Origin of the sequence: Rhodoferax sp. U11-2br (assembly GCF_018619435.1) — a bacterium.
Lineage (GTDB): Bacteria > Pseudomonadota > Gammaproteobacteria > Burkholderiales > Burkholderiaceae_C > Rhodoferax.
In genome coordinates, this window is sequence record NZ_JAHFZF010000039.1 from 18,752 (window position 1) to 37,991 (window position 19,240).

At 58.9% G+C, this 19,240-nt stretch carries 12 protein-coding genes and 1 pseudogene; 3 read left to right on the forward strand and 10 right to left on the reverse strand.

The features are described 5' to 3' along the window. The first annotated feature begins 1,011 nt into the window (after positions 1 to 1,011). Positions 1,012 to 2,637 (forward strand): B12-binding domain-containing radical SAM protein, encoded by a 1,626-nt coding sequence (locus KKO72_RS18700; RefSeq protein ID WP_214942674.1) that lies wholly within the window; start codon positions 1,012 to 1,014, stop codon positions 2,635 to 2,637. 163 nt (positions 2,638 to 2,800) lie between these two features. Here the strand turns inward: KKO72_RS18700 and KKO72_RS18705 are convergent, their stop codons facing one another. From KKO72_RS18705 to KKO72_RS18750, 10 genes and pseudogenes are all read right to left on the reverse strand, one after another. Then, positions 2,801 to 3,109 (reverse strand): hypothetical protein, encoded by a 309-nt coding sequence (locus KKO72_RS18705; protein ID WP_214942647.1) that lies wholly within the window; start codon positions 3,107 to 3,109, stop codon positions 2,801 to 2,803. Then, positions 3,109 to 4,020: a hypothetical protein gene (locus KKO72_RS18710; RefSeq protein WP_214942650.1), complete on the reverse strand. Its 912-nt coding sequence runs from the start codon at positions 4,018 to 4,020 to the stop codon at positions 3,109 to 3,111. The genes KKO72_RS18705 and KKO72_RS18710 overlap by 1 nt, the downstream gene beginning before the upstream one ends. Further along, positions 4,007 to 6,211, reverse strand: a complete 2,205-nt coding sequence (locus KKO72_RS18715) for an integrase (protein WP_214942653.1) — start codon at positions 6,209 to 6,211, stop codon at positions 4,007 to 4,009. Before KKO72_RS18715 ends, KKO72_RS18710 begins: the two co-directional genes overlap by 14 nt. A gap of 12 nt (positions 6,212 to 6,223) precedes the next feature. Beyond that, the gene (locus tag KKO72_RS18720) at positions 6,224 to 8,248 is read right to left on the reverse strand and encodes a hypothetical protein (RefSeq protein ID WP_214942656.1); all 2,025 of its coding nucleotides are present in this window, start codon (positions 8,246 to 8,248) and stop codon (positions 6,224 to 6,226) included. 15 nt (positions 8,249 to 8,263) lie between these two features. Beyond that, on the reverse strand, positions 8,264 to 9,523 hold the full coding sequence (locus tag KKO72_RS18725) for a site-specific integrase (protein WP_214942659.1): 1,260 nt from the start codon (positions 9,521 to 9,523) through the stop codon (positions 8,264 to 8,266). Positions 9,524 to 9,706: 183 nt separating this feature from the next. Beyond that, positions 9,707 to 10,282: pseudogene (locus tag KKO72_RS18730) on the reverse strand (radical SAM protein); the annotation flags it as partial. Positions 10,283 to 10,356: 74 nt separating this feature from the next. Next, complete coding sequence (locus KKO72_RS18735) at positions 10,357 to 10,776, reverse strand: YchJ family protein (protein ID WP_078366877.1); 420 nt, start codon at positions 10,774 to 10,776, stop codon at positions 10,357 to 10,359. A gap of 46 nt (positions 10,777 to 10,822) precedes the next feature. Further along, on the reverse strand, positions 10,823 to 14,017 hold the full coding sequence (locus KKO72_RS18740) for an EAL domain-containing protein (protein ID WP_251140777.1): 3,195 nt from the start codon (positions 14,015 to 14,017) through the stop codon (positions 10,823 to 10,825). A 2-nt stretch (positions 14,018 to 14,019) separates the two neighbouring features. Continuing rightward, positions 14,020 to 15,303 carry an extracellular solute-binding protein gene (locus KKO72_RS18745; protein ID WP_214942665.1) on the reverse strand — a complete coding sequence of 428 codons (1,284 nt, stop codon included), beginning with the start codon at positions 15,301 to 15,303 and terminating at the stop codon, positions 14,020 to 14,022. A 118-nt stretch (positions 15,304 to 15,421) separates the two neighbouring features. Then, the gene (locus KKO72_RS18750) at positions 15,422 to 16,573 is read right to left on the reverse strand and encodes a cupin domain-containing protein (protein WP_214942668.1); all 1,152 of its coding nucleotides are present in this window, start codon (positions 16,571 to 16,573) and stop codon (positions 15,422 to 15,424) included. A 321-nt stretch (positions 16,574 to 16,894) separates the two neighbouring features. Between KKO72_RS18750 and KKO72_RS18755 the strand changes: the two genes are divergently transcribed. Both KKO72_RS18755 and KKO72_RS18760 read left to right on the forward strand, forming a co-directional pair. Beyond that, a complete protein-coding gene (locus tag KKO72_RS18755; RefSeq protein WP_180125916.1) occupies positions 16,895 to 17,371 on the forward strand; it encodes a peptidylprolyl isomerase in 477 nt (158 codons plus the stop codon). Between the two features lie 140 nt (positions 17,372 to 17,511). After that, the coding region (locus KKO72_RS18760) for a DEAD/DEAH box helicase (RefSeq protein WP_214942671.1) at positions 17,512 to 19,240 on the forward strand (1,729 nt) is incomplete at its 3' end.

Consider the following 19,240-nt stretch of genomic DNA (forward strand, 5'->3'; position numbering starts at 1 on the left):
TCTGGAACTGACCGCGGAGCAAAGTGGCGCCATGTGCGGCTGACACCCTGGCGCTGCAAATTCTGCTGCGTAGAGGTGGTGGCAGGTTCGGAAATGATGTTCGTTGAATGTAACTTCGAGTGTCCGCTTAGGAGAAATCCGACCGACTGCAACCAGCCTTGAAGAGTCACAGGCCTGAAGGTTGACCAGTTTTCCGGGCGACCGACTGTTGAAGGCTGAATGCTGTCACTCATCGCCTCGGCCATGAGCGACTTCGTTTGCCGGAACGGTGATGCGACGGCCGCGTTATAAGGCCATGGCTGCTATAAATTGCGTTTCGCGCGCTGCTGACGCCATACCCCCGTTTGGGGGATGTTCAGGTCATACACAGGCTTTTGCAATTTCTATCTTCTGTTGCTCAACAGCCGAACTCTTCGCGGGCGAGGTGTCACCAAAGGTCGACGAGACCCCGGCATCTTGTTCGTTTTCTCCTTTGCAACCTCCTCAGAAACAGGCCGCGTTGCGACCCAGAGGCCAAAAACACTAATGAGACCAGCAACGATGCTCAAAACAAGAATATCCATGTCGTCCCCTTTGCCTGTTGCGCCCGGTTGGGGTTGCGCAGCGCAACCCTTTCTGAGGAGAGTCAATCAACTCATTTCTGCGAAAGTGACTCAGAATCACCACTCAAGTCTACCAATCTCACTGTTGAGAAAAGCCACGTTGGGCTTAGATGTTGCTGCCGATGCCAAATTGACCAGGTGGGGGTGGGCCGAAAATTGGTGATCACCCAAGGTGCCGGGAATTCTAAATACTGGCGCGGACTTTACGACCACTTGCCCTGTTCAGTCAAAATCGGCAGGGGTGGTTCAATTGACGTTGGCAACAACAAAATTGAGGGTCAGCTTTCGACGTTCCATCGGGTTTCATGCGGTTCCGGTTAACGTCGGGTATCCAATACCGAATCCGGAGATCAGGTCACTGGATGTCTTTAAGGAAGCCGGTTTTGATCTTGGATTCGATAATGCGTGCATGGTTTCCTCTCACGCCCCCGCTATTGTCCTGACCTCCCTCAACGCAAAGTACATCCACGCCTCGCTTGGCCTGCGCTACCTGTTGGCCAATATGGGGGCGCTGAAGCGGCAAACCGTGCTGCGGGAGTTCACCATCGCGCGTAGGGCACCTGAGGTGGTGGCCGAGTTGCTGGCGACATTGGGTGAGCCGCTACCGGGCGCTGTGCAGGTCATCGGGTTTGGCGTTTATATTTGGAACGTGACCCAAACAACCGAAGTGGTGCGCTTGCTCAAGAACCAGCGACCAGGGGTCAAAGTTGTGCTGGGTGGGCCCGAGGTCAGCCATGAACTGGGAGAGCAAGAGATTGTCAGCCTGGTCGACCATGTGATTACAGGCTGGGGTGATGTGAGTTTTCCCAAACTGTGCCGCGCGCTTTTGCATGGGCCGCAACCGCTGATGAAAATCGTCATGGGTGAGGAGCCGCCGCTCGACGAAATCGTACTGCCCTACGCCGAGTACACCGATGCCGATCTGTCGCACCGCCTAATCTACGTCGAGGCGTCGCGCGGGTGTCCTTTTAGGTGCGCTTTCTGTCTAAGCTCGCTCGACAAGACCGCTTGGGCGTTTGACTTGGACGCTTTTCTGGCCGAGATGGCGGGGTTGTACCAGCGCGGTGCGCGCAATTTCAAGTTTGTGGACCGCACGTTCAACCTCAAGATCGACGCCTCGGTGCACATCCTGCAGTTTTTTCTGGACCGGATGACGGACGATTTGTTCGTGCATTTTGAAGTCGTGCCCGACCAGTTACCGGATCGGCTAAAAGCCATGATTGCGCAGTTCCCCCCGGGGGTGCTTCAGTTTGAAGTGGGCGTGCAGAGCTTTAATCTTGCGGTTCAGCAACGCATCTCGCGCAAGCAGGACAACGATAAAACCGCACTGAATTTGCGCTGGCTGGTGCAGGAGTCCAACGCGCATTTGCACACCGACTTGCTGTTTGGCCTGCCGGGCGAGTCGCTAGAGAGTTTTGCAGCAGGCTTTGACCGCCTGCACGCCTTGCAGCCGCATGAGATTCAATTGGGGATTTTGAAGCGTCTGCGCGGCGCGCCGATTTCCCGCCACAACGTGGCATACGGCATGGTTTATGACCCCGCGCCGCCCTACACCGTGCTGCAAACCGGTGCCGTGGACGCGGTTACGATGCAGCGGTTTACGCGCTTCTCGCGCTACTGGGATTTGGTCGCCAATTCGGGGCGTTTCACGCAGACGCTGAACTTGTTGCTGGGAGAAAGCGCCGAGACTTGCGCCGATGGGGACGTCACCCCAGCCAGCGTGGTGCCACCTTCGCCGTTTTACGCGTTCATGGGTTTTGCCGACTGGCTCTGGCAAAGCACCACCAAAACCAGTGGGCTGACGCCCGAGGCGCTGGTGGATGCGCTGTGTGACTACCTGATCGGTCCGTGTGCTTTGCCTTTGGACCAAGTTCAACGCACCTTGCTGGCCGACTATGTGGCGAGTGGCGCCCGGTCCAACCCGCGTGCGCTCAAAGGCCTGTTGCCAAAACGCGAAGCACCCCAATTGTGTGGCGTCAAAACGCTGGCGAATCGTCAGGTGCTCCACCAGGCGGTTCGCCAGACTGTGGACTGAACCAATAAAACCACCTTCTACCGTCTCATGATGGCTGCGGGGCGCTCTCTTTTTGCACTAATGGCTTACTGTCCTGTGCAACATAAAGACGTTGCGGTTGGGCCAATATCAGGAGTCTGCGTGGCAAGCAGACTGAACTCCGAGGTAAGACTATTAAAGGTGGTCAAACCGTCTGGAAAATGAAATGGCAATCCGACAGCAATCCACGTGACCCGATGGGAGCGAGGCCTTGCGCCTGCGCTGCGGCATTCACGAGCGTTCGCAGTTCATTGTGATTAAAGAAGTGCTGCTCCTGCGACCGTTTCAATCCCAAGGCTAAAGTCAACTCGCGGACGTTGATTTTTCCCTCGACGGTGGATGGCAGGTTAGGCTCGCGGCGAATCTCCGACTGACTCTGGAACTCGGCCATGCGCGCCTCAAGCCACGGCTCCAGTTTTTCGAGGATTTCAGGGACGATGGAGGGACGCGCCATTACTCCTTGTCCTTCCGGGCAGAATGAATGCTCGCCACCTTGGCTCTAACGAGCTTCTCCGGCTTGGTTGTGAGTTTCTTCAGTAGTGCCTCGGTGGGCACCCAGATGGCTTTTGTGCGCTTCACGACATTGGCAGGAACCTGGTGGATCGACTTACCCTTGTGGGTCGCTTCGATGATTTGGTAATCGAATCCAAGATCGACGTAGGGCTGCACGTCCTGCTCCGTGGCAAAGACGTTGGCTACGACCACGTACTCGCCATCGGCCAGCGCCTTGCGTGTCTGCTCTAGGCACCATGCGTGAGCCTGCGGCAGTTTTGTTTCGTCAAAGGCATAACCGTCTTCCGACTCGAAGAACTGATCCGATTCGAAGTGCTGGTATCCTTCTTCGCGGTAGCCGTTGGCCTTGGTGCTCTTTCCGTAGCCATGTAGTCCGCGAATCAGCACTAGGCGCGGCAATACGGTTTCCTTTTGCGGCAGGTGAACCACTTTTTCAAGTTCTATCACCAGCTTGCGCAGTCGGGCGGCCTCCGCTGAGTCCCGGCGCGCATTCACTTCGGCCTTTCGGCGGGCGAGCACATGATCCGCCATCTTGGTTTCAAGAAGGCGCCTTTCTGCCTTGACGGTAGCCAGGTCCGCGCGCAGGTTTTCGATGAGCTGCGTGTAAGTGGTGGGCAACGAATTCTTACCCCCTTGCGCGAGCTTGACCGCCTCGCGTACCTTGGGGTAGCGACAATTCTCCAAGGCGATCAGCGTCCGACTGCGCCCGGCCTCAAGGGCCACACTGACAGCATTGATCTTCAGCTTGCCCGCCTTGGCACTCGCTTTGAGTGTCTTGTTCTGCGGTTTGCCCTCGACCAACCTCTGAAGGGCTTCGAGGAAGTCCTGCTCAATAGGGTCAGGCTGGGACATGCTTGGCCTCCAAGGTCATTTCAATCTGTCGGTCCAGTTGCAACACCTTTACGCCGATCTTCTTGAGCAGCTTGCCGGCCTGCTCGGCGCGCTCCTTGATGACCTTGTAGCCACTGACATCACCGCTGCGCTCGGCCCGTTTGTAGGCCAGCCAGTTGTCCAAGTACCGCGCTGCCCAGAAATCCGCGTGCCGGGCATCGAGTACAAAGCAGCCGCAGCCAGCGCATAGTGACGGTTGGCGCGTGCGGGCATTGGGTTGCTTACGCAGGAGCAACGAAGTGCCAGCCTCGTCCTGGCAACGCATCTCATGGGTCTTCATCGGCATGCAGGCACCGTGAGGCGAGAAGAAGATAGGCAGTTGCGCGTGCTCGCAGAACTTCACCACTTCCTTGTACGCATCGGTAGTCGGCAGTCCCTTGACTTGCTCAGCCAGTTTCTGGGTAGCCTGTTCCAATTCCTCACCCATCCTGCCCGCCAGCGTGTTGCGACCCAGCACGCTTTCGAGAATCATCAGGTTGCGGGCCTGGGTCGCCACCGAGTCCATATCATTGAGTAGACTCATGTTGCTCCCGATGTAACCGCTGTCCGTCATAGCCATCGAGAGGTGATGAAACTGCAACTGGATGGCTGGCATCAGACTGGGGTCGACCGCGAACATGAACTGTGCCCAACTTTTTCGCAGCATATGACTTTTGAACACGTGCCCCTTGGACTCGCGCCACTCGATCAGGTCGTTGTCCTTGATTTTGTGCTGCGACTCATCCGGCAAGCCCGACAGGTCGACCCATCGGGCGATAAAGCGCTTCATGCTGTCGCGCATCGCGGTGGTACCCATCGCAGCTAGCCCCGTGTTTTTAGTTACAAAGCCTGCTCCGCATCGCATCGCGAGAAGCAAACGGGGCGTCGGGGCGTGACTCTGCCATGGTTCATGCAAGCGGTTAAGTAGACGCAGGGCGCGCACGGGCAACGGTTCATCCATGGAACCTTTTGGACGTGCACCCAGAACCCAATCCATCTCTCTGGGCAAGCCCGCTTCGGTTTTGGACAAAAGTGTGCGAATCACGAACAACTCATAGAGGCCGGATGCCGATAACTCAATCCGCACGCCTCTGGGCAACCCGCTCACCGCATCGAACCCTGCCTCGATGCCCATCAGCTCACTGATGCGCATGCCTGACATCCCTTGGATGCTCATGGCACATGCATCGCGCACTGCTTCGAAAAGTAGGCGTATCTGCGCATAAGGACCTTTTTCGTCCTTTTTGGTCTCATCCAATGCCGCATGCCAAGGCTTTGATTCACCGGGCAAGATGCTGAATACGAAATCGGCAAAGAAGCGGCCGTTACGCCTTCGCCTAGCTACTCCACCATATCCGGCCTTTAGCTTTCGGATGCCTTTATGTTTACCAGTCATTACTTCAATTTCCGTGCCTGCGAGTGGGTCCTCTACATACTTCATCAGTGCTAGCACATCCTCAGCCGGCTGCCCCAACCACCAAGCTACGTTGTTGAAGATCGGTACTACGACCTCATCGGGCAAAGGCGGAATCCAGCCTCTCGCTTTGGTCGCCAATATACGAGCGTAGTAATTTGTGCCGTGTTCGCGGAAGGGGGCTTGATGGAGGGTCGGCACCCCCCACTTGGTCAGCAAGCGTCGCTCTGACCAAAGGTATGGGATGATTTTGAGGGAAAGTTGGACTTGAGTAAATGTAATTTCGTCTTCGTCCGCACGCTCTGAAATGTAGCGCGGCAGGTCTTCGAGATATGCATCCACATCCAGCTCATTTGGAGTTTGCATGCCACGCTGCGCCATCCATGACAGAAGCCAATTGATCGCCCGGTGGTAACGCCCCATTGATCCCGCTGCCGGCGCCACACCGTCCACTGGAGCGTGCGTGATGAGAGCCATAAGTTTTTTGGCCCACTCCAGCCGAAGTGCATGTCGGGTATCGGTGAGTCGGCTGCCGTCGCCGAGTTCCATGCCCCAGTTCACTTGGGCCACTGACTTAGCTTGTCCAGGGGTAGTCCTTTCCCATATCCAAACGCTATCCGCACCCTTGCTCAGTGGCGTGACCTGGAACTCGCCGAATTCTGCTGGGGTCATCTCCCAGATAGGTCGATGGTCGTGCGGTGGCAGGTACGGCTTTTCAGGCTGTGGAAGGTCGATGATTGGGGTCAGGGTATGTTTCATAGTTACGCCTTCTTAGCCAATGTCGGGCAACTCAACGGTGAGTTCACGTGAATCCTGAAGAACCTGAGCCGGAACGTTCAGCAGTAGCCCGTCCAACGCTGCGACCACGGGTGCCCATCGGTCCTGCCACACGGGGGCGGTTACACGCGTAATGCTGCGGTAGATGGCTCGGCGCAAAGCCTCATAGAGCATGACGTTCCGGGGATTAACAGGCCGTGCAGCAGACAACGGACAATCCGGGCATTCACCATAGGCGCTGCACAGACGGCCCTGTTTTTGATTGGGACGCGGAGAATCAAACGGGTCAAGGCAAATCCAGCCGGGCGTGGCGCACCCTTTGCTCGTCCAGTCACGGTGCTTGCGCGGGTCGATCTTGCCGCCTGAGTCCAGCCACCGCTCTCTGACCAGCAAGGTCTCTCCGGTGGATTCCCGTAACATTCGCTTCACGAGGTCGCTTGTGTAGTGCGTCCAAGTGGTGACGCGGCTGGCATGGTTTCCTACCTGACGCGCAGCCTCCAGATCTCCGTGATTGAAGAGTTGGACGTAGTCCAACATCGTGGCTCGAATTATCTTGAGTGTGAAATAAGGGAGATTGTGATTTTTGATAAAGTTGGCTAAGTCGTCTTGCCAACGCGAATCTCCTGTCCCTTCGTAAGCATCGCCTCCGAAACCCTTTGCCTGCATCTTTGCTGACGGGACGTGCAAAAAAACACGGTCGCCATACTTGTAAGGCTCCATCACAAATGGGCGGATGCGCTCGGTCATGGTAATGAGCAGATCGAGGACCATATTCAGGTTCACCTGATTGACACCGCTGGCTTCCGGGTCCAACAGACGGACGAGTTGGCGATTTGCACGCGACTTGTCGCCGGTAATCTTTACCAATGGGGTTTCTGTGTCGACCGCTTCGGCCTCAATTGGTGTCTCCACCTCTTCAGACTCCTTCATGACGTCAAACTGCACCGCTCGTCGCCCGTTACTCAAAGGGTCTACATTACGGTCAATATTTTTCCAATTCAATTCGAGGATCGTGTTTGGGTTGAATACGGTCGCAATGGCGATGCTCAGACCCAGAGGCACTAGGTCGCGCGAACTAGCATAAAAGTAGCGCGTCAAATTCGTCGCACCGATTCCGTGAACCGTGGCTCGGAGCAGCGCATTATCTGCACCGATCGCAGTGTGGTGGGGAAGCACGCCGGGGTGGCGCTGATCAATCATTGCCAGGGCTATTGCGAGATTCGATTCCTCAAACGCCATACCACCTTCTGTGAACCGACTTTTTTCAAGTACGGCACCATTGCTGAGCATTTCTCGTCCCTGCCTCAGAATACTTTGGCTCTTGTCCCAATGGTCGCGCAGAGCGAGAATGTCTTTTTCGACGGCGGCAACGACAGCGAGTAATTGGTCGAACTGCAGCACCTCAGTGGGTATCGCCGTGCGCTGTGCTCCACGTGAGCCACGCGGCACCAGGTCAGCCAAGTGCGGCATGCTCGATGCGGCAAGGACTGTGCGTAGGCTACCGAGTCCGTACTTCTTAGTTAAAGGAGCAAGCGCGTTTCCATCTACTTTCCGCCTCCCATGTAACCAAGTATTGAACCCAGTCATTACCTGTTCGTCTAAATCCGCCGGACGCAAATTGGTGTACTCGCGTTCACCGAGATAGGCAAACCAAGATCCTCTCAAGGTCTGAGTAGTATTCAATCGCGTTAAGTGCCTGTTTTTCTTCATGGACCTGAGAAACGCCTCAGCGAAAAACTCCGTCAGTCTTGGGAACTCCAGCATGAAGCCAATATCTGCTCGAAGAGGCTCGCCGCCGCCCTCTCTGGGGAAGATTGCAGTTAGCGTCGGCTTCCCGTCGGCAGACCCATATTCAAGGCGGCAGGATGGGAGGTTTTCTAAGTTGCCGTGCTCAGTATTCCGTCGGCGAGCCGCTTCAACCACGTGGTGCGCACGGCTGGCGCGAGTTTTCTTTTTGGGCGTTGACTCTTGCAACACCCTTCCACCGTCACCTGCATCCAGATTCATTGAGTCATCCATCAGTCACTCACTCTATTAATCTTGCAATCCAAGCAGTCTGCGAATGTCCGTGACACCCTGCTTCTCGCCAAAGATAGAGACGTGGGCCAAATAGGTATCCATGGTGACCTTCAGACTCTTGTGCCCCAGTTTGATCTGTACGATCTTCCAAGGCTCACTGTTCCCCTGAGCCTTTTCGGCGTGATAGTTCAGCACGGCGCAGTTGTGCCTGAGGTCATGGTACGAGTGCGCAGGGATTGTCTTGACATGCTTCATTCCGGTATCCACATCCTCGACCTCAACCTTCTCAGTGATGGCTGTTTTCATGCATGCCAAAGCAAACATCTTCTGGATGGCAGAGCGCGTAATCGGCTTGCCTGCACTCTTGCTAGCGGCATGACCAAGAAACAGCCCAGTGATTGCCTTGACGCCCCGTTTCTTCCCCTCACGTTCGCTTGCCGCGCGCTCCCCGTTGATGTACGCCTGAATGGCAAGGACAAGCCAGCCTGGCGCTGCCACCTTACGAGTGACCTTCATCTTGCCTTCGACAATCAATGGGAAGTCCATGAGTTGTTCATGTGGCTCCACGGTGATGTTCAAAATTTGAAGCGTCGTAAGTGTTGTCACATCGCCAAGTCTGGTACCTGAGGTCCACCCCAGGTCACAGATGAGGCGATCACGCACTTGACGCTTATCTTGTTCGTTTTGAACCGTGGGACCTACGTGCTCCAGTAGCTTGCGCAGGTGTTTTACCTGCATCGGCCTGATCACATCCTTTCGTCCCACCTTTAAGAGTAGCGTGTCTTTTTCCTTTCTGTACCCACCAGTGGAGCGCGTGTGCGCAAGGGCGTCCTCGTCGATGGGTCGATTGGCAACCTGTTTTTCCTCCATCGAAGTGCCGATGTCGCGGTGATACCAACCCTCTGTTCGGGCAAATTCATAGAACCGGCGTATGACCGTCAATTTACGGTTGATCGTTTTCTCGTCGCTGTCCGCCTGGAAATAGTCGTCTGAGAACTGGTGCCTGTCTGTCTCTGTCGCGGAACGCCAGTCGATCTTGTTTAACTGACACCATTGAAACCAAGTCACCAAGTCGTAGCCAGCTCCTTCCCAGGTGTGTTTGCTTGGAGTCCCGCCGACACTTACAAACTTTTCATACAGAAAAATTGTTGGCTCTGTAAACAGATCTACCTGGTCCTTGAAATATTGAAAAATCAAGGGCTGATCTGGCACGACTAGCTCTGCCCGATCACGGGCCTTAACGAGACGCAACTCTGCAGTCAAAAAGTTGTTCATGGCATTGCTCTGCAACCATTATTTTGATGAACATAATTTATCACCGATAACACCAATACCCATGTAAAAAAAAGCATTAATCCAATTGGAGAACATTTTCACAACACCTTACATTGCTATTCATCTAAAAAAACGTGACCTCGAATGACACTGATGCTCTGCCGCCGGGGAATTCCACATAATGAATGGGCAGCCACGCGAGGCTTCCACATACAGCAGGCGGTGCGCCAGATCGGCCTCGCTGTACTCGGCATAGGGCAAGGCAATGTCGGCCAGATCGGGTTGCTCACCAGCGATGATCTTCATCAAAGGCTGCGGGCCGTGGATCAGCGCGCGGCAGAGCTTGGCAAAACTCACATCGCCCCAGCCGGTGATGACAAAGTCGGCCAGTCTGGTGATGGGTTGCTGAGCCGTCTCGTGGCTGACCTCGGGGCCGCCCAGCACGACCTTGAAGTCTGGCCGCGCCGCCTTGAGCAGGCGCAACACCTCCAGTGTCTGGGTCACGTTCCAGATGTACACCCCAAAACCGACGATCTGCACCGCGCCCGTGGCATCACCCAGCGTGGCCAGCAGGTCGTCCACCACCTCGTTGGCAGGGCGCGAAATGGTGTACTCGCGCAGCTGGGTCAGGGCACGCAGCCCGGCACCGCCGTGGAGGTCCAGATTGGCCAGCAGGTAACGCAGGCCCAGCGAGGCGTGGATGTAGCGGGCGTTGAGCGTGGCCAGCACAATCCTCGGGTGGGTGCCGGTGTTAGGCATGTTTGACGCCTCTAGCCCTTATGGAACAAGGGCGAGCAGCTACTGTATTCAAAGCAATCAGAGGCGCCAGCGCCTCAGGCTGCAGCCTCATCCTTGCCCGGGTGGGTGCCGTCGATGTAGAGCCAGCGGCCGTCTTCGCGCACAAAACGGCTGATCTCGTGCAGGCGGGCACCACGTCCGGCGTCACGCAGGCGGGCGACGAACTCGACCACGCCGGCATCCCCACTGGTCTCGGTGTGGCGGATGTTGAGCTCCAGCCATTTCACGGGCGGCAGCTCCAGCTCGCCCGGTGCGGTGCTGGGGTGCCAGGTGGCCAGCAGGTAGTCGATGAGCCCTTTGACGTAGGCGCTGTAGCGGGAGCGCATCAGTGCCTCGGGCGTGGGGGCGTGTTGGCCCTGCGCCAGCCCGCTGTGCCAGGGGCCGCAGCATTGGGCGTAGGTCAAACCACTGCCGCAGGGGCAGGCCGTGTGGGTGTCGGGGACTTTGTTTCGCATGGTGTGTGTGGGTTGGCTGGCGCATTTTCGGCCAACTTGGGCGGGTTCAGGCCGTCCACTGCGCGTGTTGGTGCCAGCGTGTCATCCAGTCGGGCAGTTCGGCCGCTGGCATGGGGCGGGCAATGCCATAACCCTGGGCCAGGGTGCAGCCGATGCTGGCCAGCAGCTCGCCGTGGGCGGCGGTTTCCACACCCTCGGCAATCACCTCGCGGCCAAAGGCGTGGGCCAGGCCAATCACACCCCGCACAATCGCCAGGTCGTTCGGGCTGTCGAGCATGTCGCGCACAAAACTCTGGTCAATCTTCAGCGTGTCGGCAGGCAGGCGGCGCAAATAGGTCAGTGACGAGTAGCCGGTGCCAAAGTCATCCAGCGCAAAACTCACCCCCAGCTTCTGGCAGGCCACCATGGCCACACCGGCCTTGGCCAGGTCTTCGAGGGAACTGGTCTCCAGCACTTCAAGCTGCAGCTGACCCGGCGCCACCTCGGGCTGGGCCGCCAGCAGCAGCGCCAGCCGCTCGGCAAAACCGTCCTGCTGCAACTGCCGCGCGCCAATGTTGACACTGACCGGCAGGTGCAGCCCCTGGGTCTGCCAGGTGTGCATCTGCGCCAGCGCGGTGGCGATCACCCACTCGCCCATGTCAACACTCAGCGGGTGGTCTTCAAACACCGGCAGGAAACTGGCCGGTGGCAGCAGCCCGCGCTCGGGGTGTTGCCAGCGGATCAGGGCCTCGGCGCCGGTGATCTGGCCGGTGAGCAGGTTGGCCTTGGGCTGGTACAGCAGCACGAATTCGCGCTGGTCCAGCGCACTGCGTATGCGCGCCAGGCTCTCTATCTGGGTCTTGATCGCGGCGTCGTGCGCCACGTCAAACAGGCGGAAGCGGTTTTTGCCGCTTTGTTTGGCCACGTACATGGCCTGGTCAGCGTGGCGCATCAGCAGGTCGGCATCCGAGTTGTCCTGCGGGTAGAGCGTGACACCAATGCTGGCCGAGACCTGCAGCTCGATCATGCCGGTTTTGCCCCGCACCGACACCGGGCTGGAGGCCGCCTGCAGCAGGCGCTGCAACAGCGGCTCGTGGTCATCCAGCGCGTTCAGGTCGGCCAGCACCGCCACAAACTCGTCGCCGCCAATCCGTGCCAGCGTGTCGCCCTCACGCAGGCTGTGTCTCATGCTCTGTGCCAGGGTCACCAGCAACTCGTCGCCAGCGTCATGGCCATGGCTGTCGTTGATGGCCTTGAAGCCGTCCAGGTCCAGGTAGGCCAGCGCCATCTGGTTCTCGTGGCGCTGGCATTGCAGCATGGCCTGGTGCAGCCGGTCGGCCAGCAGCAGCCGGTTGGGCAACTGGGTCAGCGGGTCGAAGTGGGCAATGTTCTCCAGCTGCTGCTGGTGCGCCTTGATCGGGGTGATGTCGGAAAACAGCGCCACATAGTTCTGCAACTGGCCGTCGCCGTTGCGCACCGCGCTGATGGTCAGCATTTCGGCGTAGACCTCGCCGTTTTTACGGCGGCTCCAGACCTCGCCACTCCACTGGTCGGTGCGGGTCAGCGTGCGCCAGATGTCCAGGTAGAAGGCCGAGGTCTGGTACTTGGACTTGAGCATGCGCGGGTTGCGGCCCATCACATCGGCGCGCTCAAAACCGGTGATGTGGGTGAAGGTGTCGTTGACATCGATGATGCGGGCGTGGGCGTCGGTGATCACGATGCCCTCACGGGCATAGGTGAACACGCTGGCGGCCAGTTGCAGTTTTTCTTCGGCGCGTTTGCGCTCGGTGGCATCGGCAATCACACCAATCAGGCCCAGTTTTTCACCCTGGGTGCCCAGCCACGGCTTGCCGGTCAGATGGGCCCAGAAAACCTCGCCATTGGCCCGTCGGTACCTGCGGTCCTGGTCCACCATGGGAATCTCCCCGCGCATCAGCGCACCCATGGTCTGTCGGCGCAAAGGCACTTCGGACGGCTCTATCAGGTCCAGGTAGTTCATGCCCAGCAGGCTGGCCATCGGGATACCAAACATCTCGGTCATGCCAGCATTGGCCTCGGTAATACGGGCCTGCATGTCAACCAGAAAGATCGCAATCGGTGCGGTGTCGATGATCTGGCGCAGCATCAGGCCACGCTCGGCCAGCTCCAGTGTGCGCGCCTGCACTCGCTTTTCCAGCTCCTGGTGTGCCACGGCCAGAGCCTGATTCTTGCCGAGCAAACGTTCAGTCATGTCGTTGAACGACTGGGCCAGCTCCCCAATTTCATCGGCCACACCCAGCTTGGCACGCACCTGCAGTTGACCCATGCCGATCTGCTGCGTCACATTCACCAGCGCGCGGATCGGTCGCAGTATTTCCTGCGACAGGTAGCGTGATGACACCACCGCACACAGCAGGGTCAGCAAGAAGATGGTGCCCATGAGCGTGACGGCCAAAAACATCTGGCGTCGGATCGTTTTGTCCACACTGTCGCTGACCTGCTGGCTGCGTTGTTGCAGCGTGTCGGAGATGTCGCCAAGCTGCTGCTCTGTGGCGTTGTTGAAGTCTTGCAGCCGGTTGAACTTCTCCAGACTGGTGACGTAATCGGCGGCGTCGCGCTGTAGGTTGTAGACCAGCTGCTGAAAATCCGTTTGCGTGCGCAGCTGCTGGGCGCTCTCACGCAGCTGCGTCAAGGTCTGCTGCAGACGCGCTGAGGCGGATCCGCCAGAGCGGTTCAGCCGCAGGTTCAGCTGGATGGCCTGTCCCAGCCCTTGCAACCGCATCACCTCAGACTGCAGCTCAGCCAGGGCGCGGCGGTCACGCGCGCTGAGGCTGACGAGCTGGGCGGCGTCCAGATGGGCGCTCATGCGTTGGCTCAGGCTCAACGACAGTTTTTTCACGGCCGCTTTCTGGTCCGCCTCCACCATGTATTTCTCGAAATGCAGCAAGAAATCGCCCAGCAGCGAGCGCATGGTGGCAAGTTGCTCTGCATCCAACGCGTGCGCCTGGGCAGCGGCATTGATGCGCAGCCGGGTGCTCTCCAGGCCCGCAAACACCTGCTTGGCCACGGTTGGCGACAGGGCATTCACGTAGCGGCTGGCCAGCAGCCGTACCTTGTCCACCTCGGACACCACCTCGGCCACGTTTTGTTTCTGCCCCACCAGCCCCACGATGGCATAGGTGGCCGCAGCCACCACCAAGGCGTTCACAAGAATCAGCGCGGTCAGCGCCCCAAAACTGATGCGGATCTTGTCGTGTAGTCTGAATTGTTTGAGAAAGCGCATGCTCAATGGGCTGGGTTCGTCTGAAAGTATGCAGCTGCCTCCCGGGCCAGTCGGTTCAGAATGCTTGGATATGCCTTGGGCAAGGCCAGAAACTCTGCAAACGCGTTCAAACCCAGTTCAGCCACAGCGTGTGGCGTGCTCAGATCGTAGGCAAAAGCAAAGTGCACGCTGCGGCCAAAGTCGTCAAACAGGCGCTGCTGTGCATGGTTGTAAGCGCTGCGTGCCACCTGGCTACTGGGCGCCAGTGCGCCAGAGTGGCGGGTGAAGGCCTGTTGCTGCGCCTGGTCAGCCAGGTAGCGCAACACCTCTTTGGCGCCTTCCTTGTTGATGGCCTTTTTGGGCAGTACCAGGCCGTCCACCGAACCCAGCGCCACGCGTGGCACATCGCCACTGATCTGTGGGAAAGCGAACACGTCATAGTCTTGACCCAGCACCCAGCCGTGCGACTTGCTGCTGAAGTAGTCGATGTTCCAGCTACCCATCAGGGTCATGGCGGCGCTGCCCTTGAACACCATCTCATTGGCACCCTGGTACCAACCCAGTTCCTGGGGGTTCGCGTTGAAGTAGCCTTTGTCAATCAGGCTGGCCCACAGCGCAAACACGGCTTTCACCTGCGGGTCGTCGTAACGCGTCTGGCCCTGCATCAGGTGCTGCCGGAACGTATAGGGGGCGGTGCGCAGCAGCAGCAGGTCAAACCAGAACTGCGCGGGCCAGCGATCTTTGGCACCCAGGGCTATCGGTGTGACACCGTTGGCCTTGAGGGTGGCGCAGACTGCCAGAAACTCCTCCCAAGTGCGGGGTGGCGTCAGGTGGTGCTGGGTGAACAGCGCCTTGTTGTAGAAAAAAGTCACGCCATATTGGGCCACCGGCAGCATGTATTTGTGACCCTGGTAGTCACTGGCCTGGCTTACCAGTTCGGGCGGGAAGCGCTCGTCCAGCCCGGCCTGTTGCCAGAGATCGTCCAGCGGCTCCAGATCGGGCACCAGAACAGCTGTGCGCGCCCCCGCCCAATTGGAATACAGGTCAGGCGGGTGCCCGCCCTTGACGCTGCCTTGGATGCTGGTTTTCAAAGCATCATGGTCCAGCAATACCGACTTCAGCTCAAAGTGGGTGGACTGGGCGTCAAAACTGTGTGTCACATCGGGCAGACCGCGACCAATTTGACCGGGGAAAAAGTGCAGCAAAGTCACTGCCGTCTTGGGGAGGGTCGCAGGCGGAGTCTCGGGGGCGCGCTGGCAGGCGGTCAGGGCCAGCAGCGGCAACATAAAGAGGAGGAAGAGCTTCACCAGCGACGTGTCAAAATTTTTGAATGAGGCGAGAGTATCACCTCAAAAAAGCAGCAGCCTCACCTGCCGCTGTCGCCAGCGCCAACTACCCCGAATCAGAGCGTCTTGGCGTCGATCGCTAGTCCTTGAAGTACCAGTAGCCGGCGTTGACCCATTCGGTGAGCTGGCGCACAAGCTCCGGGTTGGTCAAACCACTCTGCAGCGCGGCATAGTCTGGCTCGTCCATGTCACACAGCGCCAGCAGCGCGTCCTTGCAGGCCAGGCCAAAGTCAAAACGCTCTCCGTCCACGTAACAAACGCCTTGCGCCAGCGTTTTGTCCACATAAAAACAGCGCAGGCCACCGGTGCGCACCAACGGCTGTTCACGCAGGGCGTTGATCAGCTCGGCGGCGTCCAGCGGCTCATCGAGCGCCTGCAGGTCCAGCGCACATTTTGTTTTGGAGAAATAGCTGCCGGCAAAGTCGGCCAGCAGCACATCGTTGTCCAGCACACTTTGCAGGTGCGCCTTGATGCGGGCAAAGTCAGCTTTGTCGATCTGGCCTTGATGCTCGTGGATCGGGCGGTGCGGGTCGGCCAGCAGGTGCTGGGCCTGGTCCTTGTCGATGGCGTAGTCGGCCAAGCCGCTGAGCATGTCGCAGGCTGACTTGGCGCGAAAGCCGACCGAGAAACTCATCGACTCTTCCAGCGTGACCCCGTCATGCGGGAAACCCGGCGGGATGTAGAGGATGTCACCCGGCAACAGCTCGGTGTCGATGATCGCGTCAAACGGGTCGGTATGTAAGAGTGCCGCATGCGCGGCAAACTGCCGGTGGTTGCCCACATCACCCACGCGCCAGCGCCTGCGGCCGCTGCCCTGGCAGATGAACACGTCGTACAAATCAATATGTGGCCCAACACCACCGCCCGGCACCGCGTAGCTGATCATCACATCGTCCAGCCGCCATTTGGGGATGAAGGCAAAGGGCTTGACCAGCTCGGCCACCTCGGGCGACCAGTGGTTCACCGCCTGCACCACCAGCGTCCAGCCGGTGTCGCCAAAACGCTCGAACGACTCAAACGGGCCAAACTCGGCCTGCCACTGCTCACCTTGTTTGTAGACCATGCGCGACTCGACCTCGTCCTCACAAGCCAGCCCGGCCAGGTCGTTGGGGCTGATCAGGTCCGCCCAGTTTTTGAAACCCTGACGAATGACCACCGGCTTTTGCTGCCAGTAGTGCGCCATGAAGTGTTCAAGAGAAAAGTCGGTTAGGTTGAGTGTGAGTGCGGGCATAGGGTGGTAACGGGTGGGGGCAAGCGGCAGCGTTTTTGCTGCGGTTGCGGCAAAAGCGGGAGGTCAGAGGCCTGTGTTTCTTGCACGGTAAGTGCAGCGCCTCCAACTGGGCCGCCGGATGGTAGAGGAATCCCTGGCGCCCAGCCACCGCAATCTGGCCTTGTGTTGACGTGGCTCAGAGTCAGCCCAAACAAATCGCTGGGTGGCGTGTGTTTTGACAACACCCACGCAGAGGCGGCCAAGCCCTCACACCCCACCCGACAGCCACCTTGCGCGAAAATGCCCGACCCGCCGCACCCGCTGGCCAACCCCCACATTCCCATGAACATCGAAAAAGACACCGTTGTCACCCTGCGCTACAAAGTGGCCGACGCCAAGGGCAAACTCCTTGAAGAAGCCAAAGAACCCATGGCCTACCTGCATGGCGGCTACAACAACACCCTGCCCAAGATCGAAGAAGCGCTGCAAGGCAAAACTGCGGGCTTTCAGACCACGCTGGTGCTGCAACCCGAAGACGGCTTTGGCCTGCGTGATGAAAGCCTGGCGCAAACCATGCCGCGCCGCGACTTCCCGCCGGGTGTCAAAGTCGGCGGCCAATTGCATGGCCACACCGCCGACGGGCGCGAACAGGCGTTTCGCGTGGTCAAGATCAAGGGCGACACCGTGCTGCTGGACGGCAACCACCCCTGGGCTGGCATGGAACTGCGCTTTAGCCTCAAGGTGACCGAGGTGCGCGCCGCCAGTGCCGAAGAGCTGGCCCACGGCCACGTTCACGGCGCACACGGTCACCACCACTGAGCCAACACCCATCGTTATAAATGTGCCGTTAAACATGTAACACGGCACGTGCCTGTCCCATAATCCTGAGAGGCAAATCTCAGGGACGGGACAGCGCAGTGGCAACCCTTTTACCAGCACTTGGTGCATGCATAGCCCGCATGACCAGCGGCGAGCGCCGCCTGGCCCAGCGGCTGGAGCAAAAGCTCGACGACGACTACCTGCTCTGGTACGACGTCCCCATTGGCCCCAAACAAACCCACCCCGACTTTGTGCTGCTGCACCCGCGCCGCGGCCTGCTGATCCTGGAAACCAAGGACTGGAAGCTCGACACCATCCTGCGTGCCAACCGCCAGTCTTGGGACATCCTGGGCCACAACGGCCCCAAGGTGGTGATCAACCCGCTGGCGCAGGCGCGCCACTGCGCCATCCAGGTGGTCAACGCGCTGGAGCGCGACCCCCAGCTGCTGCAGGCCAACGGCCCGCACCAAGGCAAGCTGGCTTTTCCGTGGGGGCACGGCGTGGTGCTGACCCACATCACCCGCAAACAGTTTGAGGCCGCAGGTCTGGGCGAGGCCATCGAACCCCACTATGTGATCTGCAAAGACGAGATGGAAGAGTCCGCCGACGTGGAGGCCTTCCAGCAACGGCTGTGGCAGATGTTCCCCCACAGCTTTGGCGGCGCTTTGAGCCTGCCCATGCTTGACCGCGTGCGCTGGATCTTGTTCCCGCAGGTGCGTGTGCCCACCCAGGGCGCCCTCTTTGACGACAACGACGCCGAGGCCGACCTGCCCGGCATCATGCGTGTGATGGACTTGCAGCAGGAGCAACTGGCACGGTCTTTAGGCGACGGCCACCGCGTGATTCACGGCGTGGCCGGGTCCGGCAAAACCATGATCTTGGGTTACCGCGCCGAATACCTGGCCAAAGCGGGCGCACCGGGCAGCAAACCGGTGCTGATCCTTTGTTACAACGAGCCGCTGGGCGTCAAGCTCCACAGCATGATGGTGGCCAGGGGCCTGAGCGAACGTGTGCATGTGCGCCACTTTCACAAGTGGTGTCATGAGCAAATTCGAGCCTTTGGCCAGACGTTACCTGGGCAGGGTACACACTTTTTTGAAGAACTGGTGCAAGCCGTCATTCGTGGGGTAGAGCGCAAACACATCCCCAGCGGCCAATACCAGGCGGTGCTGATCGACGAAGGCCACGACTTTGCGCCCGAATGGCTCAAACTGGTCACACAAATGGTGGACCCCACCACCAACAGCCTGCTGGTGCTGTACGACGACGCCCAAAGCATCTACGAACGCGCGCGTGCCAAAGCCTTCAGCTTCAAAAGCCTGGGCATCCAGGCCCAGGGCCGCACCACCATCCTCAAAATCAACTACCGCAACACCCAGCAGATTCTGCAAACCGCCAGCCTGGTGGCGGCCGATCTGCTGACCGCCAACGACAAAGACGACGACGGCATCCCGCTGGTGAAACCCATCAGCTGCGGGCGCGACGGCGAGGCCCCACTGATCATCCGGCTGCCCAGCCTGCGCGATGAGGCCTATGCCATAGCCGACAGCCTGCGCGCCGCCCACGAAGAAGGCCACGCCTGGGGCGACATGGCTGTGTTGTGCCGTGACTGGCACACCATCAACCTATGTGCCGACGCGCTGCACCAGCGCGGGCTTCCGTTTCGCGTGCGCGAGAGACCGGGCGACTTCCAGCCCGCTGCCGACCACATCCACGTCATGACCATGCACGTCAGCAAAGGCCTGGAGTTCCCGGTGGTGGCCCTGCCCGGCGTAGGCCACATGCCCGCCCCCGGTGAGCCTGAGAAAGACGAAGCGCGGCTGTTTTATGTGGCGGCGACGCGGGCGACGCAAAAGCTGGTGCTGGGGG